General features: G+C 66.1%; 23 protein-coding genes. 12 read left to right on the top strand and 11 right to left on the bottom strand.

Annotation, left to right across the window (positions count from 1 at the left end):
- The first annotated feature begins 297 nt into the window (after nt 1-297).
- Nucleotides 298-1,200 (top strand): hypothetical protein, encoded by a 903-nt coding sequence (locus QX124_RS26620; RefSeq protein ID WP_315798715.1) that lies wholly within the window; start codon nt 298-300, stop codon nt 1,198-1,200.
- Nucleotides 1,201-1,279: 79 nt separating this feature from the next.
- On the opposite strand, the gene thrS is transcribed toward QX124_RS26620, so the two are convergent.
- Nucleotides 1,280-3,346, bottom strand: a complete 2,067-nt coding sequence (gene thrS, locus QX124_RS26615) for a threonine--tRNA ligase (protein WP_315798714.1) — start codon at nt 3,344-3,346, stop codon at nt 1,280-1,282.
- Between the two features lie 381 nt (nt 3,347-3,727).
- On the opposite strand from thrS, the gene QX124_RS26610 reads away from it, so the two are divergent.
- From QX124_RS26610 to QX124_RS26600, 3 genes are all read left to right on the top strand, one after another.
- A complete protein-coding gene (locus QX124_RS26610; RefSeq protein WP_315798713.1) occupies nt 3,728-5,005 on the top strand; it encodes a hypothetical protein in 1,278 nt (425 codons plus the stop codon).
- A gap of 94 nt (nt 5,006-5,099) precedes the next feature.
- Entirely contained in the window at nt 5,100-6,275 is a 1,176-nt protein-coding gene (locus tag QX124_RS26605; protein ID WP_315798712.1) for an MFS transporter, read from the top strand.
- 147 nt (nt 6,276-6,422) lie between these two features.
- On the top strand, nt 6,423-6,773 hold the full coding sequence (locus QX124_RS26600) for a hypothetical protein (protein WP_315737513.1): 351 nt from the start codon (nt 6,423-6,425) through the stop codon (nt 6,771-6,773).
- 21 nt (nt 6,774-6,794) lie between these two features.
- On the opposite strand, the gene QX124_RS26595 is transcribed toward QX124_RS26600, so the two are convergent.
- On the bottom strand, nt 6,795-8,030 hold the full coding sequence (locus QX124_RS26595) for an alpha/beta hydrolase (protein WP_409997754.1): 1,236 nt from the start codon (nt 8,028-8,030) through the stop codon (nt 6,795-6,797).
- Nucleotides 8,031-8,346: 316 nt separating this feature from the next.
- Between QX124_RS26595 and QX124_RS26590 the strand changes: the two genes are divergently transcribed.
- The gene (locus QX124_RS26590; RefSeq protein WP_315776787.1) at nt 8,347-9,720 is read left to right on the top strand and encodes an APC family permease; all 1,374 of its coding nucleotides are present in this window, start codon (nt 8,347-8,349) and stop codon (nt 9,718-9,720) included.
- Between the two features lies 1 nt (nt 9,721).
- On the top strand, nt 9,722-10,960 hold the full coding sequence (locus tag QX124_RS26585) for a hypothetical protein (protein WP_409997753.1): 1,239 nt from the start codon (nt 9,722-9,724) through the stop codon (nt 10,958-10,960).
- Between the two features lie 10 nt (nt 10,961-10,970).
- On the opposite strand, the gene QX124_RS26580 is transcribed toward QX124_RS26585, so the two are convergent.
- Together QX124_RS26580 and yidD are read right to left on the bottom strand one after the other, a co-directional pair.
- Nucleotides 10,971-11,183, bottom strand: coding sequence for a hypothetical protein (locus QX124_RS26580; protein WP_315737515.1), 213 nt, complete (start codon nt 11,181-11,183; stop codon nt 10,971-10,973).
- Nucleotides 11,184-11,347: 164 nt separating this feature from the next.
- Complete coding sequence (gene yidD, locus QX124_RS26575; RefSeq protein WP_315780742.1) at nt 11,348-11,698, bottom strand: membrane protein insertion efficiency factor YidD; 351 nt, start codon at nt 11,696-11,698, stop codon at nt 11,348-11,350.
- 262 nt (nt 11,699-11,960) lie between these two features.
- Here yidD and QX124_RS26570 point away from each other — a divergent pair, with 262 nt between their 5' ends.
- Nucleotides 11,961-12,860, top strand: a complete 900-nt coding sequence (locus tag QX124_RS26570) for a hypothetical protein (protein ID WP_315780744.1) — start codon at nt 11,961-11,963, stop codon at nt 12,858-12,860.
- A 135-nt stretch (nt 12,861-12,995) separates the two neighbouring features.
- On the opposite strand, the gene QX124_RS26565 is transcribed toward QX124_RS26570, so the two are convergent.
- Complete coding sequence (locus QX124_RS26565) at nt 12,996-13,457, bottom strand: iron-sulfur cluster assembly scaffold protein (protein ID WP_315798710.1); 462 nt, start codon at nt 13,455-13,457, stop codon at nt 12,996-12,998.
- A gap of 227 nt (nt 13,458-13,684) precedes the next feature.
- On the opposite strand from QX124_RS26565, the gene folE reads away from it, so the two are divergent.
- The 4 genes from folE to QX124_RS26545 all read left to right on the top strand — a co-directional run bounded on the left by folE (nt 13,685) and on the right by QX124_RS26545 (nt 17,497).
- Nucleotides 13,685-14,392: a GTP cyclohydrolase I FolE gene (gene folE / locus QX124_RS26560; protein ID WP_315737519.1), complete on the top strand. Its 708-nt coding sequence runs from the start codon at nt 13,685-13,687 to the stop codon at nt 14,390-14,392.
- A 29-nt stretch (nt 14,393-14,421) separates the two neighbouring features.
- On the top strand, nt 14,422-14,850 hold the full coding sequence (gene hisI, locus QX124_RS26555; protein WP_315749472.1) for a phosphoribosyl-AMP cyclohydrolase: 429 nt from the start codon (nt 14,422-14,424) through the stop codon (nt 14,848-14,850).
- Between the two features lie 149 nt (nt 14,851-14,999).
- Nucleotides 15,000-16,031: a lytic transglycosylase domain-containing protein gene (locus QX124_RS26550; RefSeq protein ID WP_315798709.1), complete on the top strand. Its 1,032-nt coding sequence runs from the start codon at nt 15,000-15,002 to the stop codon at nt 16,029-16,031.
- Nucleotides 16,032-16,321: 290 nt separating this feature from the next.
- Entirely contained in the window at nt 16,322-17,497 is a 1,176-nt protein-coding gene (locus QX124_RS26545; RefSeq protein WP_315754071.1) for a DUF2336 domain-containing protein, read from the top strand.
- A 171-nt stretch (nt 17,498-17,668) separates the two neighbouring features.
- Here QX124_RS26545 and QX124_RS26540 read toward each other — a convergent pair whose 3' ends face one another.
- The 5 genes from QX124_RS26540 to QX124_RS26520 form a co-directional block, all read right to left on the bottom strand.
- Nucleotides 17,669-18,253 (bottom strand): Hpt domain-containing protein, encoded by a 585-nt coding sequence (locus QX124_RS26540; protein WP_315754073.1) that lies wholly within the window; start codon nt 18,251-18,253, stop codon nt 17,669-17,671.
- 124 nt (nt 18,254-18,377) lie between these two features.
- Complete coding sequence (locus QX124_RS26535) at nt 18,378-18,923, bottom strand: response regulator (protein ID WP_172107934.1); 546 nt, start codon at nt 18,921-18,923, stop codon at nt 18,378-18,380.
- A gap of 124 nt (nt 18,924-19,047) precedes the next feature.
- Nucleotides 19,048-19,827, bottom strand: coding sequence for an NAD kinase (locus QX124_RS26530; RefSeq protein ID WP_315714654.1), 780 nt, complete (start codon nt 19,825-19,827; stop codon nt 19,048-19,050).
- 161 nt (nt 19,828-19,988) lie between these two features.
- Nucleotides 19,989-22,136, bottom strand: coding sequence for an adenylate/guanylate cyclase domain-containing protein (locus QX124_RS26525; protein WP_315798708.1), 2,148 nt, complete (start codon nt 22,134-22,136; stop codon nt 19,989-19,991).
- A gap of 18 nt (nt 22,137-22,154) precedes the next feature.
- Nucleotides 22,155-22,838, bottom strand: coding sequence for a hypothetical protein (locus QX124_RS26520; protein ID WP_315798707.1), 684 nt, complete (start codon nt 22,836-22,838; stop codon nt 22,155-22,157).
- Between the two features lie 251 nt (nt 22,839-23,089).
- Here QX124_RS26520 and QX124_RS26515 point away from each other — a divergent pair, with 251 nt between their 5' ends.
- Nucleotides 23,090-24,679, top strand: coding sequence for a S10 family serine carboxypeptidase-like protein (locus tag QX124_RS26515; RefSeq protein ID WP_315798706.1), 1,590 nt, complete (start codon nt 23,090-23,092; stop codon nt 24,677-24,679).
- Between the two features lie 17 nt (nt 24,680-24,696).
- Here the strand turns inward: QX124_RS26515 and QX124_RS26510 are convergent, their stop codons facing one another.
- Nucleotides 24,697-26,085, bottom strand: coding sequence for a serine hydrolase domain-containing protein (locus QX124_RS26510; RefSeq protein ID WP_315798705.1), 1,389 nt, complete (start codon nt 26,083-26,085; stop codon nt 24,697-24,699).
- Nucleotides 26,086-26,180: the final 95 nt, after the last annotated feature.

Here is a 26,180-nt window from a genome sequence, read left to right as displayed (position 1 = left end):
CGGGACAGATAGCATGCGCCTTCGCCTGCAACGAGACCACGGAACGGCGTTTTGATCGGTTCTACCGCGTGTTGCCGCAGCCGCAGGCGGCGCGCGCTCTGCTCAAGCTGCCGTGCAGCCGTGACGTGAATCCTGCAATCTTTCGCCTCACACGCCGGCCCCGGCCTGGTTGGCTGCGGCCATCGGTCCGCCGCCAGCCTCGGCCGTGGCAATTGTGGAAATTTGGGTGGATCGGTAAAAAGATGACGCTGGAGACCGCAGCTCGCGGCCGGCCGGGGCAGCAGACTTGCGGTGGGAATGACAGCGCTGACACCTTCAGTTGATGCCGTCGTGCGGCTGCGCCGCGAGCCGGGTTTCGCCGTGGCGATGCGGGCGTCGACCGAGGCTGCCGTCAGGCTCTACCGGGGCGACCGCATCCTCAATGCGCTGCTGAGCGACCGGGCACGGGCGCTGTTTCCACATGTCGCGCTGTACCTGCACTTCGCCGAGCAGCGCGATGGCGAGCTCGGCCTCACCGTCGGCGCCATGAAGGAGATGTGCGTCAGGCTCGGCCTGTGCAGCCGCGGCCGCTGCGAGGCGATGCTGGCGCTGATGCGCGCGGCCGGGCTGGTCGCGTCCGCCTCCAATCTCGACCGACGCCGGCGTCCGCTGGTGCCGACCGACAAGCTCATCGCGCTGCATCGCGAGCGGTGGGGCGTGCAGTTCGACGCGATGAGCGCGGTGCTGCCGGCCGCCGTGGCTTATCGGGCGGCGCTGAACGATCCGGCCTTCGTGAAGACCTTCGTGCTCGAGCTTGGCCGCCGCTTCATCGCGGGCGTGCGGGTGCTCGATGGCGCGCCGGAGCTGGAGCCGTTTGCCGAGCGCACCGCTGGCATGGTGATCCTGTTCAGCCTGGCCCAAGGGGGCGGGCCGGACCAGCCGTTCCCGCCCGCTGGTCCCGTGCCGCTCTCCATCAATGGACTGGCGACGCGCTTTTCGGTGTCGCGCAAGCACGTGCTGACCTTGCTGCGGGATGCGGAGGAGAAGGGCCTGCTCGTCCGCGGCACCGAGGCCATCACCATCCTGCCAAGGGGACGCGAGGCGATCGAGCGGATGCTCGCGACGATGTTCCTCTACATGGCCGAATGCGCCGAGGTGGCGCGGCAGGCGGCGGGCCGGGATGGGAGTGCGACGGATGCCGTGGCCAGCCTATCGGCATAGCAGCGCCCGTAGCCCGGGTGAGCGCAAGCGACACCCGGGGAAACTGTTCCCGCATGTCGCTGCTACGAACCGGGACAGCTCACGCCGCCTCGCGCTGACGGCGCCGCATGTCCGGCGGCGTCGCCTCGTCGACCAAAGCGGCGATCGCTTCCGCGGAAGGCATCACGGTCTGGCCGTCGCGCCCGAGCCGGCGGACGGAGACGGAATGCGTCTCGGCCTCCTTCTTGCCGACGACGAGCAGGGCAGGGATCTTCTGCAGCGAGTGCTCGCGGACCTTGTAGTTGATCTTCTCGTTGCGCAGGTCGATCTCGGCCCGCAGACCCGCACGCCGCAACGCCGCCAGCACCTGCTTGGCGTATTCGTCGCCTTCCGAGGTGATGGTGGTGACGACCACCTGCGTCGGCGCCAGCCACAGCGGGAAGCTGCCGGCATAGTGCTCGATCAGGATGCCGATGAAGCGCTCCATCGAGCCGCAGATGGCGCGGTGGACCATGACCGGCGCCTTCTTGGCGCCGTCGGCGTCGATGTAGAACGCGCCGAACCGCTCCGGCAGGTTGAAGTCGACCTGCGTGGTGCCGCACTGCCAGTCGCGGCCGATGGCATCGCGCAGCACATACTCGAACTTCGGCCCGTAGAACGCGCCTTCGCCCGGATTGATCTCGGTGCGGATGTGGTTGCTCTGCGCCTTGATCTCGTTCAGCACGGTGGCCATCACGCGCTCGGCGTGATCCCACATCTCGTCGGTGCCGACGCGCTTGTCCGGCCGGGTCGAGAGCTTGACCGTCAATTCGCCCTCGAAGCCGAAGTCCGAGTAGGTCGACAGGATCAGGTCGTTGATCTTCAGGCACTCGTCCGCGAGCTGGTCCTCGGTGCAGAACACATGCGCATCGTCCTGGGTGAAACCGCGCACGCGCATCAGGCCGTGCATGGCGCCGGAGGCCTCGTAGCGATGCACGACGCCGAACTCGGCGAGCCGCAGCGGCAGGTCGCGGTAGCTCTTCAGGCCGTGCTTGAAGATCTGCACGTGACCCGGGCAGTTCATCGGCTTGAGCGCGAACCAGCGCTTGTCCTCGGCCTCGTCGCCGGCGGACTGCGCTGCGAACATGTTCTCGCGATACCAGTTCCAGTGACCGGAGGTCTCCCACAGCGACTTGTCGAGGATCTGCGGCGCGTTGACCTCGTCATACTCGCCGGCGAGACGCCGGCGCATATAGGCGATCAGCGCCTGGAAGATGCTCCAGCCTTTGGGATGCCAGAACACGACGCCCGGACCTTCCTCCTGGAAATGAAACAGGTCGAGCTCGCGGCCGAGCTTGCGGTGGTCGCGCTTCTCGGCCTCCTCGATCTGCTTGAGGTAGGCGTCGAGCTGCTCCTGCTTGGCGAAGGCGGTGCCGTAGATGCGGGTCAGCATCGGGTTGTTGGAATCGCCGCGCCAATACGCGCCCGCCACCTTCATCAATTTGAAGGCGTTGCCGATCTTCCCCGTCGAGGTCATGTGCGGACCACGACACAGGTCGAACCAGTCGCCCTGGTAGTAGATCTTGATCGGCTCGTTGCCCGGAATGGCGTCGACCAGCTCGACCTTGAACGCCTCGCCCTTGTCGCGGAACACCTGCTTGGTCTTCTCGCGGTCCCACACCTCCTTGGTGAAGGGTTTGTCGCGGCCGATGATCTCGCGCATCTTCTTTTCGATCGCGGCGAAGTCTTCGGGCGTGAACGGCTCGTTGCGGAAGAAGTCGTAATAGAAGCCGTTCTCGATCACCGGACCGATCGTGACCTGGGTGCCCGGCCACAGCGATTGCACGGCCTCGGCGAGCACGTGCGCGCAATCGTGCCGGATCAATTCCAGCGCGCGCGGGTCGTCGCGGTCGACGAGCTCGAGCTTGGCGTCCTCGTTGATGGGATCGTCGAGGTCGACGAGGTCGCCGTTCAGCGCCATCGCGACGGTGCGCTTGGCGAGCGAGGGCGAGATGCCCTTGGCAATGTCGAGACCGGTGGTGCCCCTGGGATATTCACGCCGGGCGCCGTCTGGGAAGCTGATGGTGATCTTCTCGACCGGGGTGGCGGGCTTCAGGTTGCTGAGGCTGTATTGGAAATTGGACTTTTGCTGGTCGGACTTGGAATCAGGCGATTTCGGATCGGACATGGGTCACTCCTTGAGCTCACTCCTGCGAACGAGCGCAGGTAAGCGGGAGCAAGGGGTATAGCAGGGGATTTTCAGGCTGCAACCGGGAGAGGGACGGGAAAACCGCCCAATTGCGGCCGGTGCGGCGATGCGGAGATTGCTGCCGCGGGCCGGTATGATACAACTTCAAGTGTTCGGGGCGTGGGGACGCGTTTGGCGATGGAGTCTGCAGGGGAGGCGCCGCTCTCCGTTTGTCGGCGCGGCGGCATTCATGTTGGGGCCGCACTGATCATGTGCGTGCTGTCGAGCCTGTCGTCGCTCGCGGCCGTTCCGGCGGCAACAAGGCCCGCGGACCAGTCCAGATCCATGGTCCAGCCGAGACCTCTTTCGCAGCAAAAGGCTTTGCAGCCGAAGCCGGCGGCGCAGCCAAGGCCCCCGGCCAGACCTGCAACGGAGTCCAGGCCGGCCGCGCGCCGCGCCCCGTCGCCGCGGATCGCAGATGGCTCGGCGCCGATTGCGTTCGCGCTCGTCAAGGGCTCCTCGGACGCCTGTGGACATGGCTGTGACAGCTGGATCGCCGCCGAAGGCAAGATCGACGGCGGCGCCGCCGCGCGCTTCCGCAAGTTCATGAAGCAGATCGGCGAGCGCAGATTGCCGATCTACTTCAATTCTCCAGGCGGCAATCTGCAGCAGGCGCTCGCCATCGGCGACATGCTGCGCGAGCGCAAGGCCGCCGTGCGGGTGGGACGTACCACCTTGCGCGAGTGCGGCTTCGAGCCTCAGGAGGGCGAAGCTTGTAGCAAGCTGAAGCTGTCCGGACGCGAGCTGCATGGCGAGGTCTGGACGCGGGGGGCGACGTGCAATTCGGCCTGTCCCTACCTGCTGCTCGGCGCGTCCACACGTGACATCGCAGCGGATGCGACGCTCGCGGTGCATTCTCCGCGCGTCATCCTGAACTTCACGGGCGGCGTGCCGACCCGCGAGATGCGGGCGCAGGCGATGCAGCAGGCGATGGCTCGGGCCGACAAGATGGTGCTCGACTACATCACCAAGCTCGGCGCGGATCCCGGTCTGCTGACGGTGGCGCGGTCTGTCCCGTTCGAGAGCATGCGCATCCTGACGCGGGAGGAGATCGCGCGGTTTGCGCTCGACAGGCGGCAGCGGGTGGAAAGCCCCTGGATGTTCGAGACCGCCAGCCGAGGGATTGCCTACAAGACCATTCTCGCACGTAGGGACGGTGAGAGCACGTTCCAGACCACGCGCTTGCAGATGGTCTGCTTCGATCAGGACCGCTTCGAGCTCGACGTCGAGCGCATCGCGCCGGCCGGCTCGCCGCCGGGTCCGCTGGCGATGGCGAGCGGAGATATGCGGCTCAATTTCCTCTCGCCGCCGCGGCGGTCGGGCGATCGCGAGACCTGGGGCGTGTTCCTGAATGCAAGCCAGGTGAAAACGCTGTCGTTGATGCCGTCGGCCGAGCTGAGCGATTCCCTGTTGAATGTCGCGCGTCGCAATGTCTCGACATTTCCGGTGAGCAGCGAAGGCCTGCAATCTGCCCTGAAGATGCTGATCGACAGCTGCCCGCCGTCCAAGGCCATCGCCCGTCCGACGAGTACGCCGGTTCCGTGGACGCAGATTCCCTCGCCGCAGGCCTCGGCGGCGCAGTCCGCCCCCGCGCGCTGACGAGAATGGACGAAGGAGGCAGGACGAGAGAAAGTCATGGACGGCATGAGACATTTTCATGCAAATGCATGGAATTCTCTGCTATTGAGGCGCGATGACATCCACATCCGCTCCCGGGCGCTTTGCGCCGACCGCGCTCATGCTCGGCAATCTCGTCACCGGCTGCTCGGTGCTCGCGCCCGCCGGCCTGCTGCCGGAGCTCGCCTCGGATCTTGCTGTCGGCGTTCAGACGGCGGGGCTCCTGATCACCTTCGGCGCGGTGGTGCTCTGCATCTGCTCGCCCTTGACCGCCTGGCTGACGAGCCGCTTCGACCGCCGCCGTCTGCTCGCAGCGACGCTCTTGGTGCTCACGCTCGGCAATCTCGGCTCGGCGTTTGCGCCCGATTATGCGAGCCTGCTCGCGCTGCGCCTCGTGATGCTCGCGGTCGGCGCTCTCTATACACCGCAGGCCGCCGGAACGGCGGCGCTGATCAGCCCGGTCGAGAGACGCGGCAGCACCATCGCCTATGTCTTCCTGGGCTGGTCGCTGGCGGCCGCCGTGGGGCTGCCCATGATCACCTTCATCGGCAGTCATTCCGGTTGGCGAGCCGCCTATCTCGCGGTCGGTGCGGCCGGCGCGGTCAGCTTCGTGCTGCTGACGTGGCGCCTGCCATCCGGCCTGAAGGGCGCGCCGGTCGCGTTGAAGACCTGGACCGAACTCGGCCGCAACCGCCTGGTGGTCCTGCTGCTCCTGGTCACGACCCTGCAGATGTCGGGACAGTTCGTGATCTTCACCTTCATGGGACCGCTGCTGAAGCGCCTGACTGGCGCCGACTCCAACCAGATCGGCCTGGTGTTCGCGATCTACGGCGCCTGCGGCTTTCTCGGCGTCGTCATCGCAACCCGGATCGTCGATGGCTGGGGAGCCTACCGGACGTCGCTCTTGTTCACCTGCCTGATGTTCGCCGGCGTGTCGGCCTGGACGCTGGCGGCAGGCACCTACGGCCTCATGGCGGTGGCGGTCGCAATCTGGGGGGTGGGGTTTGCGTCCACCAATTCGATGCAGCAGGTTCGGCTGGTGGCAGCCGCGCCGCCGCTCGCCTCGGCTTCGGTGTCGCTCAACACCTCCGTGCTCTATATTGGCCAGGCCATCGGCTCCGCGATCGGCGGCAGCCTGTTCGCGCGCGACCTGCTCGGCGCCACCGGCTACGTCGCACTGATGTTCCTGATCCTGGCGTTGCTGGCAATCCTGGCCAGCCGCCAGCGCGCGCGGATCGCGGTTCCGGCCTGAGCAGCGGGTTGACGCTTGGCAAAGCCGGCCCGACCGGATTAAAGGCCGATGTCGTGGGGGCTGCTGGGGCGTGGATTCTGCCACGGCCGGCGAGTAGCATCGACGGACGTCCTCGCGTGCCCACGGGTCGGATGAGAGAGATATGGCATGAAGAAGATGATGTTGAGCCTGGCTGCAGTGCTGCTGTGCACCCCTGCGCTGGCCCAGAGCGCGCCGATGGTCGGTGACCGACCGCTGGTGCAGGTCAAGCCGAAGGGGACGAAGACCGCCGCCGCCGCGCCGGCCAAGCCGCAATCGGCGGCCGCCAAGCTCCAGGCCTGCCTGGAGATCGATGACGGAACCAAGGAGCGCCTGAACTGCTACGACGCCGTCATTCCGCCGGCCGCCAAGCCGAAGGCGATGAAGGCCAAGGCGGTCGGCGACTGCAAGTTCACCAAGGAAGAGGACGAGCGGCTCGCCTGCTTCAACGGCTTCGTCGAGAAGCTGCCGAAGTCCTGAGGCGTTGCGGCGGCCGCTCTCTCAGCGGCTCGACACGCGGTTCGACATGTCCTGGGCTCCGGCCGCAATCCGGATCGGCGGCTGGGCGGCCGCCATCTTGACCAGCACATCCTTGATCGGGTTGCGAGTCCAGGCCTGCGTGACGTAGTCGCGATGGGTGATGCCCTCGTCGGTCTCGACGAAGACGACGCTGCCCGGGCGCAGCGGCCGGTCCATGTCTTCGGAGACTTCGATGCCGCGATTGCGCAGCATCGCCATCAGTTCCTGATCATGCCGCGCGGTATAGCGCGTGTAGGAGCTGATGAAAAAGCCGGAGCGGCTGCGCTCGATCCAGTTGGCGAACTTGTCGAGCTGGCCGTAGACCGCATCGAGCAGCACGACGCCGCGCACGCGGTCGCTGATGCCGCCGACCTCGAGGCTCCATGCCGTGGGGAGGAAGCCGCCGCTGTAGCCGACGATTACGATGGGCATGCCGGCGAAAGTCTTCGCGCTTGCCGGATCGCCGGTCAGGCGGGCGAGGCTGGCCGCGGCCTCGTCCATGAAGCGCTTGAAGCCGCCGGGCTGCCAGAACTTGCCGGCGCTCGAATCGGCGGCGTCGACGGCCATCTGCGGCGCGAGCAGCACCGCGTTGACGCCGGCCGCGGTGATCTGCTGCGGCACCAACTGGCGGTCGCGCACGTCGCGCTCCAGCGTGGCGCCGTTGCCATGGAAGAACACGACGATCACGCCCGGCTTGCGCACATCGAATTGTTCGGGGACGTGCACCAGCACACGGCTGTCGTTGTAGGTCTGGTCCTGCCAGTAGACGCGGCCGGAGAAGCTGCGGTGGCCGCGGCGCTCACCGCTGCTGACGTTCAGGAACGGTGCGTCGGACGCCGGATTGTTGCCGAAATAGGGAAAGGCCGACGACTTCATGCTGATGAGGGTCGTCAGTTCCTCACGCTGCGGCCGTCCCGGCCGCTGCGGCTCCAGCGATGCGATCTGAGAGGGCGCCGGCTTCGGGGCGAAGTCGGAGGGCGTGTGAAGCCGAAAACTCTCCTGCGCGGACGGGAAACGGTCGCTGAATTCAGGTGCCGGAAAACGATCGTCGAAGGTCAGCCCCTGGGCCGTCGACGCGTTGGCGGCCAACGCCTCGGGATTGGGGGCCTTGCCGCAATGTGTGAACGAAAGGCAGATCGCCAGCGCCAAAGCCGCGCGCCACCAGAGGCACCAACCTCTGCGCACAGACCTCAAGATGTTATGGTCTTCCCCGATCATCCGTCCCCAAAGACGAGTTCGAGCCGCAACACGGCTCTTCAACCAGCGGATTTCGTTCCACCTGCGCCGCCGAAATTGAGGTCGCGTTAAGGATCGTGTCCGGCCAACCCCGGGCGCACCGGGACACACCACGCGAACGTGTCGCGATTGTGGGACGCCTGGCGGCCCAATGCAATGTCGCAGCCCGGCCTGTCCGAAATCGGTTCATAAATACCCTTGATGAAGGTCATATTTAACGCCCGTTAACGATGTTTGAATGCTTCGGCGGGAACCTGGGCTGAGGCAGAGGAAGGGGCGCCGGGCGTCCTTCGACGAGATGGCTGCATCCGAGGCGGACGATCCCGGCCGGGGCCGGACAGACGGCGACCGGGTTCCATCCGTGTCGCTTCCGGTCGCGACTGCTATCGTCATCGCCGACATGATCGGGGTCGGCGTCTTCACCAGCCTCGGCTTCCAGGTCCGGGACATCCCGTCGGGCTTCTCCATTCTGGTGCTGTGGGCGGTCGGGGGATTGGTGTCGATCTGCGGGGCACTGTCCTATGCCGAACTCGGCACGATGTTTCCGCGCTCGAGCGGCGAGTACAATTTTCTCACGCGGGCGTTCCACCCGGCGATCGGCTTCATGGCCGGGTGGGTCTCGGCGACGGTGGGCTTCGCGGCGCCGGTGGCGCTCGCGGCCATGGCGTTCGGAGAATATGGTCGTGCCGTCATCCCGGGCGCTCCGCCGCTGCTGCTCGCCACCGGCGCTGTCTGGCTCGTGACAGCAGTGCAACTCGGCGGCATCAGGCAGTCGAGCCGTTTCCAGCTGTTGTCGACCGTGCTGAAGCTCGGGCTCATCACCGCCTTCCTGATCGCCGGCTACACCATCGCCACCCCGCAACCGGTGACGTTCCTGCCAACCGTGACCGATGTCGGTCACGTGACGAGCGCGGCGTTCGCGACCGGACTGGTGTTCGTGATGTACGCGTTCTCCGGCTGGAACGCGGCGACCTACATCATCGGCGAGTTGCATGCGCCGGAGCGGACCTTGCCGCGCGCGCTGCTGTTGGGCACGGTGATCGTTCTGGTGCTCTACATTGCGCTCAACGCGGTTTTCCTGCGGGCCGCACCGATGGACGCGCTCGCGGGCCAACTTCAGGTCGCAAGCATCGCGGGCAGTCATATCTTTGGCGAAACCGGCGGGCGCTTCGTGGCCGCGATGATCTGCATCGGACTGGTTCCTTCCATCGCCGCGATGATGTGGATCGGCCCGCGCGTGCTGATGACAATGGGCGAGGACATTCCGGCGCTGTCGGTGTTCGCGCGGCGCTCGCGCAACGGGGCGCCGGCCTACGCCGTCCTGTTCCAGCTCACGGTGGCCACCCTGATGCTGTTCACGGAGAGCTTCGAGGCGGTGCTGGATCTCGTCCAGTTCTCGCTCTTGTCCTGCTCGTTTCTCGCTGTGCTCGGACTGCTCAAGCTGCGCATCGCGCAGCCCGAACTCACGCGACCCTACCGCGCCTGGGGCTATCCGGTCACGCCGTTGATCTTCCTCAGCGTGACCTTCTTCATGATGTATTATCTCGTCGCGACGCGGCCCTTGCAGGCAGGGCTCGGCGCAGGCGCAATGGCGTCGGGATTGCTGATCTATTGGCTCGCTCACGCGCGATCGCGCCGTATCACCGCAACGCTCGCATCGGGTTCGGATTGAAATGCTGTTGGCCTCGAGAGTCTGGTTCGCCGTCGCATGTCTGATCCTTGCCATGAGCTTCGAGGTTCGGGCTCAGACCATCACGCCGGACGATACGGCGCGGGTGCTGGCGGGCATGGCGCCAGCGGCGGGCTCGCCGCTCGTGCCCTTCGTGCAGGATCCGGCATGGCGGCGGCACGCGGCGTTCTTCGACAACGCCTTCAATCAGCTCGAGCAGCGACAATTGTCGAAGATCAGGGCCTGGGCGGATGCCAATCTGGCCGCGCCGCGGCCGGCGATGTTCTATTTCTTCTCGGGGCCGGATTTTCTCTATGCCGATGCCTTTCATCCGAAGGCAACGACCTATGTCCTGGTGGCGCTCGAGCCGACCGGCCCGATCCCGGACCTGACCAGATTGCCCCGAGGCAGCATCGGCCCGGCGCTGTCCTATGTCGAACGCTCGTTGCAATCGATCCTGAGTTTCTCCTTCTTTATCACCAAGGACATGAAGGTCGACTTGCGCGAAGGCGAACTCGAAGGGACCTTGCCAATCCTCTACGTCTTCCTGGCGCGCACCGGCAAGACGATCCGCGAGGCCAGTCTGATCTGGTTGGACGAGAATGGCGGATTGCACGGAAACAACGAGCCGCCGACGCGCAATGCGACCAAGGGCGCGCGCATCCTGTTTGCCGGCGCCGACGGGGTCGCGAAGACGCTCTACTACTTCTCCGCTGATCTCTCCGATTCCGGCGTGAAGGCCAGTGGGTTGTTCAAGTTCTGCGAGCCGCTGGGGCCGGGCGACAGTCTCCTGAAGAGCGCGTCTTATCTGTTGCATGAGAACGGCTTCGCACGGGTCCGCAGCTGGCTGCTGAAGAACAGCGCCACCGTCATCCAGGACGATTCCGGCATCCCGCTCGCGAGCTATGAGGCGCGGGCCTGGCGTTTCCTGCCGTTCGGGCGCTATGCCGGGCCGATCGACAAATTCCCGGACATGTACCAGAGGAGCTATGCGAGGCTGTTCGAGCGTGCGCAGCCGCTGGAATTCGGGGTCGGCTATCGTTGGCGCACGCGTGAATCGAATGTCCTGCTCGCGGTGAGATCGCCTCCGGCCGACGCGACGGTCTCGGCCGAAGCGAGCGCCCCTGCAGAAACGGATTACCAGCCACCGCCGCGCGCCCGGCGCGTGCCGCGGCCGCTGGAGCCGGTTCCTCTCTATCCGCCGCCGCGGCGCGACGATTTCATCTTCTGGCCGAGATGGTAGGGGGTGAATATCACCAGTGCACGCTCTGGCTGGGCACGATGTAGGACGTCGTCGGCGGGGGCAGGGCGGTGCTGTCGGCAAGATAGCGCCAGGCACCGACAATGACGATCAACAAAGCGATGATGCAGAGTAGATCCACCTGGCGTGCGTCGTGGTGGCCGGCCTGATCGGGACCGATGCTCTTGCGGGAACGGTTGCTTCTGGGGCTGATTGTCCAGCGCATCGTTGTTTTCCTCCCGAAGGAAGCATCACATCAATGCAGGTCGAGGCAGCGCGGTTCCTGATGGGAGCGCCGGCTCGTGACGTAAGGATAATCGTAGCCCGAGATTTCGCCAGGGCCATGTGCTGCAGATCAATTGACGAGCGCGACGTCTGTTGCGCTGCACATCAGCCCGGGCCGTTGACGCCGCGCCATCGCGCGTAGCGCCAAGGCAGATACCAGTGAGCGCCTGCGGGAGCCGTTGTTGGGACGTTGTCGATGCCCGAGGTGCCAAAGGGCTGGCAGCGCAGCAGACGGGCGAGCGTCATCCACCCGCCCGCCCAGAGTCCGAAGCGTTCGATGGCCTCATCGGCGTAGACCGAGCAGGTCGGCAGGTGCCGACAATTGTAGCCGACCAGCGGCGACAATGTGTGGCGGTACAGCCAGATCAGCGCGTGAGCAGCGCGCCGCGGGAGTCGGGCCAGCAGCGACCCGATGTGCGCAGAATGGCAGCCGATGTCAGAGCATGAGTGCTTCATGAGCGCGATGCCAGATGGATGTGCGAACTTTTGACCGGTTCCTCGGCAGGGAACCCGGCTCGCGTTCATTTGTGGTGATGTGATGCAACAATGGCCGGTTTTCAGCGGCGCCGCAGCACGCCGCAGCTGGACGGTCGGTGATTGCCCGGATACGTTTCCCGACAAGGATGTGACAGACTAATAACGGATTTGAGGCCAGGTTGTCAGGTCTTTCCGCGAGAAAACCGAGGAACTGCGTACCGAGCTTGACGAGGGGGACGGATTGCGCGTGAGATTGCTACGGTCGCGTGAATTGCGCTGGATGCTACTTGGTGTTGCAGCGCTTGGTGCGGTGGTCGGTAGCGCGATCACCATCATGTCAAACACGGCGCGCGCCGGCGGCGCGCTCGAAGAGCGCAAACTCCCGATGCGGTTCGGTTGGGTCGCCTGCGAGCCGAATTGCGGCTGGGTCAGTGCGGTCGGGATCGTCACCGGCGATACGCCGAAGGATTTCGAGGATTTCGCGAGGGATCGCGACCTGACGGGGGCCACCCTGGTGCTCGACTCCAGCGGCGGCTCGGTCAACGACGCCATCACCTTGGGCCGCCGGTTCCGTGGGCTGAAGATGCGCACCACCGTCGGCATGACCCAGCGTCCGAGCCGCGCGGGTGACCGGCCGCGCGTCATGCCCGAGGCCTATTGCGAGTCGATGTGCGTGTTCCTGCTGCTGGCTGGAACCACGCGTTATGTTCCGGATACGGCCCATGTCCGCGTTCACCAGATCTGGATGGGAGACCGCGCCGACGACGCCAAGGCGGCGAGCTATACGGCGCAGGACCTGATGATCGTCGAGCGCGACATCGGGCGTCTCGCCAAATACACCTTCGAGATGGGCGGAGCGGGCGATCTGCTGTCGCTGGCGCTGAACGTGCCGCCCTGGGAGGACCTGCATGAGCTGTCACGCGCCGAGCTGCGGCTCACCAACGTCGTGACCACGGATCTGGTTGCCGAGGTGCTGCCGCCGAAGGGGGCCGTGCCGGTCGCCGAGCTCGCACAGAAGCCGCAGGCCAAGGACAAGCAGCAGGACCGCTTCTCCGTGGCGCTGGACCGCGACAAGGGGCAACTGTCGCGTACCGCCGAGGCTCTGCCGCCAGCGACGGTCGCCACGACGCCGCAGCAATAGGCATCGACGTCGCCGGGGCGAGCCGGACCTCCGCGTCCAATCATGAGCTTGCCGACGACCGCTCCCGCATGCCGGTGCGCTCATGCGGGCTATGGATCTGTCAGTCTGCACGCACGGGTGGGAAGCGGTGCCGCCTCAGCCCTGAGCCGCGGCCGGCTGCTCGCCGTTGGTCTTGGCCTCGATCTGGCCGATGGCATCCACCACGGCGTCGAACGTCAGCATCGTGGAGGCGTGGCGGGCCTTGTAGTCTCGCACCGGCTCAAGCAGGGCAATGTCGGCCCATTTGCCCTCCGGCGGCGCACCGTTCTCCTTCAGCATCCTCCGGACCGTCTCCCGCAGCTCGCGCAGCTCCGCGGCGCTGGAACCGACGACGTGGCGGGCCATGATCGAAGAGGAGGCCTGGCCGAGGGCGCAGGCCTTCACGTCATGGGCGAAGTCGGTCACCACGGGCCCGTCCATCTTGAGGTCGACCTTGACGGTCGAGCCGCACAGCTTGGAATGGGCGGTGGCAGTGGCGTCCGGGTGGTCCAGCCGTCCGAGCCGCGGAATGTTGCCGGCGAGCTCGATGATGCGCTTGTTGTAGATGTCGTTCAGCATGTGCCTGACGTCCCGGAATTACCGGCGTGGCGGCCTTGGCGGCCGGGTTTCATCGCCCTATATTGCGAGTATATGGAAACGATTGGCAGGAATTCCAGCCACATCCACAGGCGTCCGGCGCGAGAGGCGCCAAGCCTGCGTGTGGCACCTCTGCAGGTGACGCCCTCAAGGTGATGCTGTGCCGGTGACACTCCGGTCGGACCGCCGACCGGTCGAACGGAGTTGAGATGGACACTTTGATCAAGACGTTGCGTGCGAACAAGCCCGAGGGCAAGCCGTTAGACGCCAAGCTGACTGACGCTCGCGCTGCAGAGCTCGATCCCGCCGAGTTTCTCGCTGCCGCCGTGCGGCCCGACCGTGCCAGGCCGTCGCGGGCCGAGGCCGAGGCCGCAGTCTATACGCTGTTGAATTACATCGGCGAGGATCCGACCCGCGAGGGGCTGGTCGATACGCCGCGCCGGGTCGTCGAGGCCTATGACGAGCTGTACCAGGGCTATCACCAGTGCCCGGCCGAGGTGCTCGACCGCACCTTCGGCGAGACCGCCGGCTACGACGACTTCGTGCTGATTCGCGACATCGAGTTCACGTCGCAATGCGAGCATCACATGATGCCCTTCTACGGCCGCGCGCATATCGCCTATACGCCGGTCGAGCGGGTGGTCGGTCTGTCCAAGCTGGCGCGCCTGACCGACATCTTCGCCCGCCGCCTGCAGACCCAGGAGCATCTCACCGCCCAGATCGCGGCTGCGATCGACGAGGTGCTGAAGCCGCGCGGCGTCGCCGTCATGATCGAGGCCGAGCACACCTGCATGTCGGTGCGGGGCGTCGCCAAGCACGGCGCCATCACCTTCACCAGCCGCTTCACCGGCATGTTCAGGGACAATCCGGCCGAGCAGTCGCGCTTCCTGTCCATGGTGCGGTCGCCGCAACGGTAAGCCTGCCAACCCGTTGAGCAGAGAGTTTCGTGTCTTCATCCTCAGTTGAGCGCGAGGAGGGCTTGGCCTTCCTGCCCAAGTTCGACGCGGCCGGCCTCGTCACCTGTGTGACGACCGATGCCGTGAGCGGCGACGTGCTGATGGTCGCCCACATGAACGAGGAGGCCCTGCGCAAGACGGTGGCGACCGGCGAAGCCTGGTATTTCAGCCGCTCGCGCAATGCGTTGTGGCGCAAGGGTGAGAGCTCGGGCCAGACCCAGCGCGTGGTCGAGATGCGCACCGATTGCGACCAGGACGCGGTCTGGTTGCGCGTCGAGCAGGCCGGCGCGGCGTGCCACACCGGCCGCCATTCCTGCTTCTATCGCAAGGTCGAGCGATCGGATGACGGCAGTGGCGCGCGGCTCGTGTTCGTCGATGCCGACAGGCTGTTCGATCCCGCCGAGGTCTATCGCAAGTAGGCCAGCGACCTGCGTCCTGACGTGCCCGGTCGTTCATTGGCCCGGTCGGGCCCTGCGAATTAACCCGCCATTAACCATACCCGCCGCATTTTGCCGGACGTTTCCGGCGCGTTCGTCTGCCAGCGAATCTGCAAACAGCGGGTCTTCCCATGTCGGTCGACGCATCCAACTCCTCGTCCACCGGTTTCCTCGATGGCGTCCGGGCGAAGGTCGCCGGCGCAATCAAGCAGGCCGCGGACAGCGTCGGCACCAGCTTCGAATATCTGTTGTCGACCGCCAAGATGGAGTCGGACTTCAATCCGACCGCCGGCGCCTCGACGTCATCAGCGCGCGGGCTCTACCAGTTCATCGACCAGACTTGGCTCGGCACCGTGAAGGAAGCCGGCGCCGATCTCGGCTATGGCCAATATGCCGACGCGATCACCCGGACATCGTCCGGCGACTACACGGTCAGCGATCCCGGAATGCGGCAGGCGATCATGAAGCTGCGCGACGACCCGCAGGCGTCGTCCGCGATGGCCGCTGCGCTCACGCAATCGAACAGCTTCCAGCTCGCCGGCAAGATCGGCCGTCGGCCGACCGATGCCGAGCTCTACATGGCACACTTCATGGGTGTCGGCGGCGCCGCGAAGCTGATCACCAGCACCCAGGAGACGCCGAATGCGTCGGCCGCGCGGATGTTTCCCAGCGCCGCCGCGGCCAACCGGCCGATCTTCTACGATCGCGACGGACAAGCCCGCAGCGTGTCCCAGGTCTATGCGGTGCTGAACACGCGCTATGCCGGCGCCGCCAACTCCTCGGCGACGCGCGGGGCGCTCGCCCTTTATGGAGGGGCATCGGCGAACGTCGCGGCCAATGCGGCCGGCGGCGGCGCGCTGCCGACGACCGACACCGCCACCTTCCTGTCGATGTTTCCGGATGCGCGCGGCTCGTCGCAAGCCGCATCTTCGACGACGGCCGACGCATCGGCCGCCAACCGGCCGGCGGACCCGATGTTTCGCTCGCTATTCCAGGTTGACGGCCAGTCGAGCCAGGCGGTCTCGCCGACCGTCCGCGAATTGTGGGGCCGCTCATCGGTCGCTAGCGCGGCCTCGCCGGAGGGCGGCGGTAACGATGGCGGCGGCAATGGCCAGCGCAGACTCGACCTGTTCAGCGATCCCCACGGCACCTTTTCGGGCTGATGTGCCGGCTAAGGCGGTCCGCACTCGTCGCTGAACCATTGATCAAAAAGAACTATTTTCGACCTCCCGCCACGGCTTGCGCTGCCGGCGGCGGCCGCATTTCGCCCGTTGGATTACGGCCAAATGAGACATTTAGAGGTAGCATAATATAGTTTTAATTTCCATCCTTAACAAAACATCAACAAAACCAGCTACTTATGGTGAACGCTTTGTTAAGCGTCGTGGTTTATTTTCGGTGCTGTTGAGGCCCTCGTGGCCTTTGTCTGCAAGTTGCGTAAGCCGGAAAGACCATGATCGTTCGGCAGTTTCTCAGTTGGGTCAGAACCGCACCCGCCGGTGAGCGGGCAGAGGCCACCAGGGCGCTCGCGCGGGCGTGGTTGTTGTCGGATCTCTGCGATGAGGATCGCGGCGCCGCGGAGGGCGCGCTCCTCATGCTGCTGGACGATCCGTCGCCGTTGGTGCGTCAGGCCATGGCGGAGGTGTTCGCCCGCTCGGAGGAGGCGCCGGCCGCCATCGTCCAGGCGCTCGCCACGGACCAGGCTTCTGTCGCCGCCATCATCCTCGAACATTCGCCGCTGCTGATCGATGCCGACCTCGTCGACATCGTCGCGACCGGCAACTCCGACACACAATGCGCCATCGCGCGCCGCGTCGGCCTGCCGGCGCCGGTCTGCGCCGCGATCGCCGAGGTCGGCAGCGCCGCCGCCGCGCTCGAGCTGATCGAGAACGCCTATGCCGAGCTAGCGCCGTTCTCCTGGGACCGCATCGTCGAGCGCCACGGCCATCTCGCCGCCATCCGCGAAGCGATGCTGGTCCTGGACGACCTGCCGGCCGCGACGCGGGCGGCGCTGGTCGACAAGCTCTCCGAGACACTGGCGCAGTTCGTCGTCGCCAGGAATTGGCTCAGTGCCGACAAAGCAGGGCGCATCACCAATGAGGCGCGCGACCGCTCGACCATCACCATCGCGGCGCGGTCGCGCGGCGAGGAGCTGCGCGGGCTGGTCCAGCATCTGCGTGCAACCTCGCAACTCACCGCGGGCCTGATCCTGCGCGCACTTCTCTCCGGCAACGTCGAATTGTTCGAGATCGCGCTGTCGGAGCTCGCCGACATGCCGCGGGCCCGGGTGTCGGCGCTGCTCAACGATCGCGGCCGCGCCAGCCTGCAGGGGCTGCTGCGCAAGGCGGGCATTCCCGACACCACCTTCGAGGCCTTCAGCATCGCGCTCGAAGTCTGCCGCGAGAACGGATTTGCCGACACCTTGAGCGGAGCAGCGATCCTGCGCCGCAAGATGGTGGAGCGCGTGCTCACCCATTGCGCCACCGACCGTGATGCCGCCGAGCCGTTGCTGATCCTGCTGCGCCGCTTCGCCACCGAATCCGCCCGCGACGAGGCCCGCGAGTTCTGCGACGAGGTGATGGCGGAGGATTTCGTGGCCGGGCTGGAGTTCGGACTGATCGCGGCGTGAGGCGTGTCCGCTGCCGTAGGGTGGGCAAAGGCGCGTCGCAGATATCGCCACGTTCGAGCGCGCGGTGGCGCCGTGCCCACCGACTTGCCGCAGAGATTGCTGATCCATGGTGGGCACGCTGCCGCCGCTTTGCGGCGGCGGCTTTGCCCACCCTACGTGATCGCCATCCGATTACGGCTGATCGCTCGGCACTAGGCTCGGCGCCAGGATCGCTTCGAGATGCTCCGGCCGGTTGCGGTTGACCTGGAGCAGGTAGTCGTCGGCGACGCGGCGCAGCCGGCGGCTCAATTCGGCAGCGACGGTCGGGCTGTGGTACTTCGTATGATCATGCACGATCGCCTGAATGGCGTTGACGTGATGCTCGAACAGCTCGACGGGGACCTTTTCGAGATCGGGCGCGTGCTCGATGATCCGGCACAGGCTGTCGGCGACCTCGGCGGCCGCGGGATAGCCGAAGGTCGCGGCATCGCCCTTGATGTCGTGGGCGGCGCGGAACATTTCCTCGCAGGCGTCGTCGTCGAAGCCATTGTTTAGAACGGCACCGTAAGCCTTCGTCAGGCGATCGGCCTCGGTGTCCATCCACGACTTGAACTCGCCGGACAGCCCGGCAAGCGCGGCTTCCGCGCGCGCGATCGGATCGTCGAGATCCTTCTCCTCGGCGCGGCGCAGCACCTGCTTCAGCGGATTGGGCTGGGTGATGACGTGATGCGAGGCGTAGGTCTTGACCTGGATCGCCGGGGCCTTGTCTTTCGCCATCTCGATATCCCCTGATGATGCCGACCAACGCAAATCGACTCATTGCCCCGATTCATAGCCGAGGAACTGGGCGCTCTGGGCGTCGATCCCCGGATTGCGTTAACGCGGGCTCACTGCCGCGCTCCTAAACCGCGGAGCGCGCCTTATCCAGAAGTGACGGTTGCTGGAAGATCTCGGCCTCGCCGCCGATCCGGCGCTCCGGCCCGATATAAGCGGTGTTGGTGTTGCGGCGCCGGTCCGGACCGAAGTAGGTCTTGGTCTTGATGAACGGGCGCGGATTGGCGACCACGTTGAGGATGCGCTGATACAGTCCCTTCGCCGAGATCGGCTTGGCGAGGAATTCCGTCACGCCGGCATCGCGCGCGACGGTGACGCGGCGCTTCTCCGAATGTCCCGTCAGCATGATGATCGGTGCGTAGGGGTTGCCCTTGGCTTCGGGCTGCCGGATCATCTGCGCAAGCTCGAGCCCGTCGAAGATCGGCATCGCCCAGTCGGTGATGACGATGTCGGGGGAGAAATGAGTATACATCTCGAGTGCGGTCGCGCCGTCCTCGGCCTCGTTGACCTCGCGGGCGCCGAACGAATGCAGCAGCGTGCGCAGGATGCGGCGCATGTGCGGATTGTCGTCGCAGACGAGAAAGCGCAGCTTGTTGAAGTCGATGCGGTACATTTGGCCGGCCTGAAAGGATCACCGGTGATGGCGGTATACCCGCATTAACCATACGGAGCCGCGGGTTAACAAAGCGTTGCCCGGGGCGGCGAAGGAGGAAAAAGGCGCGGAAAAGCGCCCGATGTCAGTAGCCGAACTGCTCGCTCAGGATCCGCTCTTCCAGGCTGTGGCCGGCGTCGAACAGCATCCGCATCGAGATCGTCTTGTCGGAGAGCACCTCGACTCGCTGGACATTGCGGACCTCGTCATGATCCGCCACCGCCGCGACTGGGCGCTTGTCGCCTTCGAGCACCTCGATGATCACATAGGCCGTGTTCGGAAGCAGGGCGCCGCGCCAGCGCCGCGGCCGGAAGGCGCTGATCGGCGTCAGCGCCAGCAGGGCGGCGTTGATCGGCAGGATCGGGCCCTGCACCGAGAGATTATAGGCCGTGGAGCCGGCGGGCGTCGCCACCAGCACGCCGTCGGCGATCAGCTCCGGCATGCGCTCGCGCTCATCGATCAGGATGCGCAGCCGCGCGGTCTGTGCCGTCTGGCGAAACAGGTAGACCTCGTTGATGGCGTGGTGGATGTGAACGACGCCAGCGGCATCGGTCGCCCGCATCAGCAGCGGATGGATTACCGATTCCTGCGCCGCTTCGAGCCGCCCGTGCAGATCGATCGTGCTGAACTCGTTCATCAGGAAGCCGACCGTGCCGCGATGCATGCCGTAGATCGGCTTTCCCGAGCGCATGTGGTCGTGCAGCGTCTGCAGCATCAGGCCATCGCCGCCGAGCGCGACCACGACGTCCGCCAGGTCCGGATCGGAGTTGCCGTACAGCGCGGAGAGCTGCGTCAGTGCGGCCTGGGCTTCGGCACTCGGACTCGCGACGAAGGCGATCCGCTCATATCGCTTGGACGTGGTCATGCGTCGCAGGGCTCGCTGGTCGGTTGGCCGGTGACAGGCGCCGTGTCGTCTAGCCGACCTTGCCCGTGCTTGTCCATCGCGGCCGGTATCCCGGGGCAATGGGGCCGGGATGAGGCTGATATGGCCCGGAAGTGCGCGCACGCGCGGCCGTCATCGCCGCGTCATTTTTCCTGCAGGCTGCGCACGGGGTCCCAGGCCAAGGAGCCGGTCCCAAAGGTTGCTTTCACCCGCTCCGCGAAGAAGTGGCTTGGAGCATCGCTCGGTGCGCCCCGCGCGAAGCAGTCGACCGCTTGCGGCAGTTCGCCGGCGCGCCAATTCGCGAGGCCTGCGGCGTAGCCGGTGAGGAGAGCCTGTTCCTCCGGCGTGAGCTCGGCTGCGCGGCCATGCAGCTCGTAGATCTTCAGCGACTGCTCGCGACCCTTGACCCGGATGGTGTCGAGCTCGCGCCAGGCAAACTCGTTTCCGGCGAGCGTCACCGTGCTCTCGGAGGCGATGATCGTGGTGCCGTAGAACTTGTTGGCGCCCTCGAGCCGCGAGGCCACGTTCACGGCGTCGCTCATGACGGAATAGTTGAAGCGGCGTTGCGAGCCGAAATTGCCGACCAGCGCGGCGCCGCTGTTGATGCCGATGCGCTGCGCCACCTTGATGCCCTGGAATGCCGTCGACATCAGGTTGAGCTCGGCGAGCTTCGCCTTGCAGTCGAGCGCCGCACGCGCCGCGCTGCGTGCATGGTCGGGATCGTCGAGCGGAGCGCCGAACACGGCGACCACGGAGTCGCCGATGTATTTGTCGACATAGCCGTCGTGGCTTTCGATGACGTCGGTCATGGCCGAGAGATATTCATTGGTGAGCGCCATGAGCTGCTCCGGCGTCATCTGCTCGGCGAGGCGCGAGAAGCCCTCGATGTCGGAGAAGAATACGGTGACCTCGCGGGTCTCGCCGCCGAGCTGCGGCAGCCGGCGCGAGGCCAGCATGCGGTCGATCTCGTGCGGAGCGAGATAATAGGCAAAGCTCTTCTGCAGCAGCCTGCGGTCCTTGTCGGTGACCATGAAGCGATAGCCGGTGGTCGCAGCCAGCGCGAGCACGCCGGCCGCGAGCGGCTCCACCAAGGGCAGCGCGTAGGCATGGTCGAAGAGGGCGGTGGCGAGCGCGGTGTAGAGCAGCGCGAGCCCTGCCAGGATGGCCGCTGCGGAGGCGGGGCGCAGCAATCGCGCGAGCAGCGCAGCCAACAGGGCGATGGTTGCGGCGATGGCGAAGATCGCTGGGCGTCCGAGCTCGGTGGCCGCGTCCTGCCGCACCAGATTGTTCACCGCCGTGGCGTGGATGTAGACGCCGGCAATGGTGCTGCGGGCGAATGTCTCGGTGATCCTGCGCTCGTCCAGCACGCAGCGCGGCCGGCGCGCGCCCTCGGCGCGGGTCGCGAAGCGCTTCGAGGTGAGCCGCCGATCCTCGATCCCGACGGTGCCAAGCAGGACGACCTTGCCGGCGAACTCGCGGCGGAAATAGTCCTTGTCGCCCTTGAGCGCGCAGGCGCGCAAATCGGCGAACGAGTACGTCGGGATGTCCTGGGCGCCGCCCGAGAAATTCAGGGTCATGGTGCCCGGCACGCTGCCGGGCACCATGTACGCACCGAGTGCAATGCCATCAGCGGCAATGACCGGCGCGGTGCCGGTTGCGCGCCCCGCCAATTCCAGCGCCATGCTCGGAACTGCCTTGCCATCGACCGACAGCGTCAACGGATGGCGGCGGACGACATCATCGCTGTCGGTATAGGTGTTGAGCGGACGAAGGTTCTGCTGCTGGCGCACCGCGATGCGCTGGCCGGGCGCGGGCAGGATCGGCGGCTCGGCAAAAATCTCGCCCAGCACCACCTTGCCGCCGGCGGCCGCGGCAGCGAGCGCGCGCAGGAAGTCGCGATCGAAGCCGCGCGTCTTCTCGCCGAGAGTGCTGTCGCCGAGCGGAATCTCCGACTGCTCGATCGAAGTCTGGAACACGATGTCGAAGCCGACCACCTTGGCGCCGCCGTCGAGGACGGCCGTCAGCACGCGCCCGATCTCGCCGGTCCAGGTCAACAGCGGCGCGCCCTTGAAGGGGGGCGCCTGGTAGCTCTCCTCGTCGACCGCGATCACCACCGCCGGACTCGCTGCTGCATCGTGGCGGTTGCCGAAGGTCTCGAAGCGCAGCCATGTCAGCGCATCCAGCGACAGGCCGCGGCCGCGCTCGAAGAGGGGCGACACGAACAGGCCCGCGCACGCCAGCGCGATGGCGATGACGGCAAGCGCGTCGCGCGTCCGACGTCCGATCGCCACCGACGGGAGCCTTCGGTCTCAGTTGAACCGGATCAATCGCCCGACCGCAGGGCCGGGGCCCGCCTTGGCCTGTGCGTCGACCTTGAACACGATGCGCAAGTTGCTGAAGCTCGCGACATAGGTGCCGCCGGGAGTGAGCGGGTGACTGGTGCCGGCGAAATCGTAGAATCGTCCCTTGTATTGCCGGCCCGAGAGCTCGACCTGCTGGCGCTCGCCGGGCTGGTCGAGGCGTTCGACGGTCAGCGTGCCGCGCCCTTTGGCCTCGAAGATGGGCGACGCGCTGTAGATGATCGCTTGCGCCACCGGCGCGCTGTCCGGCCCGACGCTGCGCACGATCGTGGCCGCGACCTCGCTGGTCTCACGCGAGGTGGCCTGCGCATGGCTGGCGTCGCAATTGACGATGTCGCTCTTGAGCGTCGCGCCGTCGACCGTGCTTTCGCCGGGTCCGACGGTGACACTGCCGGAGCCGTTGACCGTCTCGCGCCGGCAGGATTTGAGGTAGCTCATCACCACGGCGCCATCCGGGCCGAGCTTGATCACCTGGCCGGGCGCGACATAGTCCATCAGCTCGGCGCCGGCCACATCCCCCTGGACGTCCTCGACCAGCGCCGCCGGCGGACCGGCCCAGGCCGCCGGCGGTCCAATCATGGCCGGTCCGGCGAGCCCGGTGAGGGCTGCGATGATGAGCGTCGGCAACTTCATGATGAACTCCGTGATCGCAATCGGCGGCGCGCCTCTTGGCCCAAACCTGGGTGTCCCAGTGGTGGGACGCCGGAGGCGATGGAGAGGTTCGAGCCCATAACACACCTTACGAAGAACGGGCACTGCTCCGGATGTGACCTGGATCACGGAAGAGTTGGTTGAGCTTGGTCCCAAGCCGCGGTTCATGCGGTTGTAAAGCAAGCGATAAAGGGTAGCGCGTTGCGCCAATCCATCGTCCAGGGAGTGAGTTGATGGCAGGTTCGAGATCGTCCGTCGTGTGGTCCCGTCTGATGGCCCTGACCTTGACGGCGCTGCTCGCCGGCCAAGCCGTATACGCGCAGGACGCGCCGCCGGCGGCGCAGGACACCACGGCTCCCGGCGCGCACCGAACCGGATCGGCCGGCAATCGCGCCGCAAGCCCGCCGAGCTCGCCATCGGCAGCCGAGCAGCACAAGCTCCCGGCGGACTCCACCACGACCCAAAAGCTCGAGCTGCCCGATCGCACGCTGTCGTTCACGGCGACTGCCGGTTCGATCCGCCTGTTCGACGACAAGAGTGAGCCGCAGGTCGACATCGCCTACACCTCCTATCAGCTCGATGGGGCCGATCGCGCCAGCCGCCCGGTGACCTTCTTCTTCAACGGCGGGCCGGGTGCCTCGTCCGCCTATCTGCAGCTCGGCAATGCCGGTCCGTGGCGGATCGGAATCGATGCGGCCAGCGTGACGCCCTCGTCGAAGCCGGAGCTGATGCCGAATGCAGACACCTGGCTCGACTTTACCGATCTGGTGTTCATCGATCCCGTCGGGACCGGCTACAGCCGTTTCGTCGCAACCGGCGACGAGGTGCGCAAACGGTTCTTCTCGGTCGACGGCGACGTGCGTTCGCTGTCGCTCGTGGTGCGTCGCTGGCTGGAGAAGCACGACCGTCTCGCATCGCCCAAATTCATCACGGCCGAGAGCTATGGCGGCATTCGCGGTCCGAAGATCGTCAACAACCTGCAGCATGACCAGGGCATCGGCATCAGCGGCCTGATCCTGCTGTCGCCGCTGATGGACTTTCGCGATTATTCCGGCTCGAGCCTGATGCAATATGTCGCGAGCCTGCCAAGCTATGCCGCCGTCGCTAAGCAGGTGAAGGGGCCGGTCACCCGCGCCGATCTTGCCGATGTCGAGCGCTACGCCAGCGGCGACTTCCTGCTCGACCTCGTCAAGGGCGAGGCCGATACGGAAGCGACCAACCGGCTCGCCGACAGGGTCGCGAGCCTCACCGGCATCGACCAGGCGGTCAGCCGCAGGCTGGCCGGCCGGTTCGACGTCTCGGAGTTTCGCCGCGAGTTCGACCGCAAGAACGGCCGCATCGCCGGACGCTATGACGGCTCGGTGCTTGGCATCGATCCCTATCCGGATTCGAGTCGTTCACGCAGCTCCGATCCATCCGGGGATGTGCTGACCGCGCCGCTGACCAGTGCCGCGGTTGAGCTGACGCGCAGGCTGAACTGGCACCCCGACGGCTTCTACGAGCTGTTGAGCGGGGCGGTGAACCGGTCATGGGATTTCGGAAAGGGCATCAGCCCGCCGGAGTCCACCGGCGAGCTCCGGCAGATCCTCGCGCTCGATCCCAGGCTGAAGCTGCTGGTCGGCCACGGCCTGTTCGATCTCGCCACACCGTATTACGGCTCGAAGATCCTGCTCGACCAATTGCCGGCCTTCGCGCGACCGCCGCGGGTCAAGCTCGTGGTCTATCCGGGCGGGCACATGTTCTATTCTCGCGACGATGCCCGGAAAGCGTTCCGCGGTGAGGCCGAGGCCATGATGAAGGAGGGCAGGGAGGAGGCCCGATGAGTGCAGCGACACCCGGGCTATGAGTCCTTCTTGCGCCGCCCCTTCGGATACTTCCGCTCCATCTCGGCCTTCACCACGCGCTCGGGCCGTATCCGTGCGCCGGCGAGCCAGATCTCGCCGACGCCGGATTTGGTGCGCACGCGCCTGACCGCCTCGCCATGGCTGGCATAGCCGGCCGCCTGCACGATGCGGCCGGTGTCGCGGCCGGTCACCTCGATGCGGGCGGCATCGATGAACGGGTTGATGAAGACCGGATTGGCGACCATCACCTGCGCCCCGAAGGGGACGAGATCGACGGCGCCCCACAGCGTCCACCAGCGCCCGGTCCAGTCGCGCGTCTTGCGCGACGGCGCGCCATGGGTGGCGAAGGCCTGCAGGATGAACTTGACACCGTTGGCCCAGCCCGGCGCCCAGCCGTCGACGGCATTGGTCAGCACGGTGATCGTGATCTCGCGCGAGGGGATGACTGACGTCCGCGAGATGTAGCCCTGGAAGCCGCCGCCATGGCCGAACCAGTCGAAGCCGGCCGTCGTCCCGCTCATCAGGGCCAGGCCGTAATAGGCCTCTTCGATGTCCTGTGGGACGCGCCATTGCCTCCGGACCATCTCGCGGCGGCTCGCGACCGACAGCAGGCTCTTCTTTGCGTTCGGCGCGAGCTGGGCGAAGAAGCGGGCAGTGTCCGCGGCGGTCGCAACGATGCCGGCGGCCGCCATCATGGCGTGGGTCGGATTGTCGCCGGGAATCACGACCCGGCGGCCCACGGGCACGATGCGCGAATGCCCGCGCGCGAACGGGACACCCTTGCCGAGCAGCGTCATGTCGGGCGCGCTTTCGCGCAAGGCCAGCGGCGTCATGATCTCGCGCTGCAGCCAGGCCGGGTAGGGCTCGCCGGTGATCGCCTCGATGACCAGGCCGAGCAGGCCGTAGCCATGGTTGGAATATTTGAACCGGCTGTTGGGATCGATCGCCGGCGGCTGCTTCAGCTCGGCCAGCAGCTCGTCCTTGTCGAGATAGGATCGGCCGTCGGTGAACTGGCCGGAATCCTTGCCGTCGCGGATCAGGCCTGCCGTGTGCGACAGCAGCTGGTTCAATGTTGCTGCGGCGACATCCGGATGCAAATCCTTGACGTAGCCGCCGACCGGATCGTCCAGCTTCAACCGCTTCTGCTCGCGCAGGCGCATGATTCCGGCGGCGGTGAACGCCTTGGTGTGCGAGGCGATACGGAAGCGGTGCCGCGGCGTCAGCTTCTCGCCGCTGTCGAGATTGGCGTGGCCATAGGCAGCCTCCAGGACGATCTCACCGCGATGGGCAATCGCAAGGATGCAGCCGGGTTGCTCCGAAACGGCGACCTGAAAGGCCAGCCAATCCTTGATGTAATCGAGTGCTGCGCCCAGCCAGGACTCCACGAGGCAATCTCCCGTTCAAAAGACGTGATGAAAATGGACTGCACGACATCCCATCCATAGCGGACGAAGGGCAGCGGACAAAGAAAATGGCGCAA

This window comes from Bradyrhizobium sp. SZCCHNRI3043, assembly GCF_032377735.1.
In the GTDB taxonomy this organism is placed as follows: Bacteria; Pseudomonadota; Alphaproteobacteria; order Rhizobiales; family Xanthobacteraceae; genus Bradyrhizobium.
This window is presented reverse-complemented; position numbering and strand designations above follow the sequence as displayed.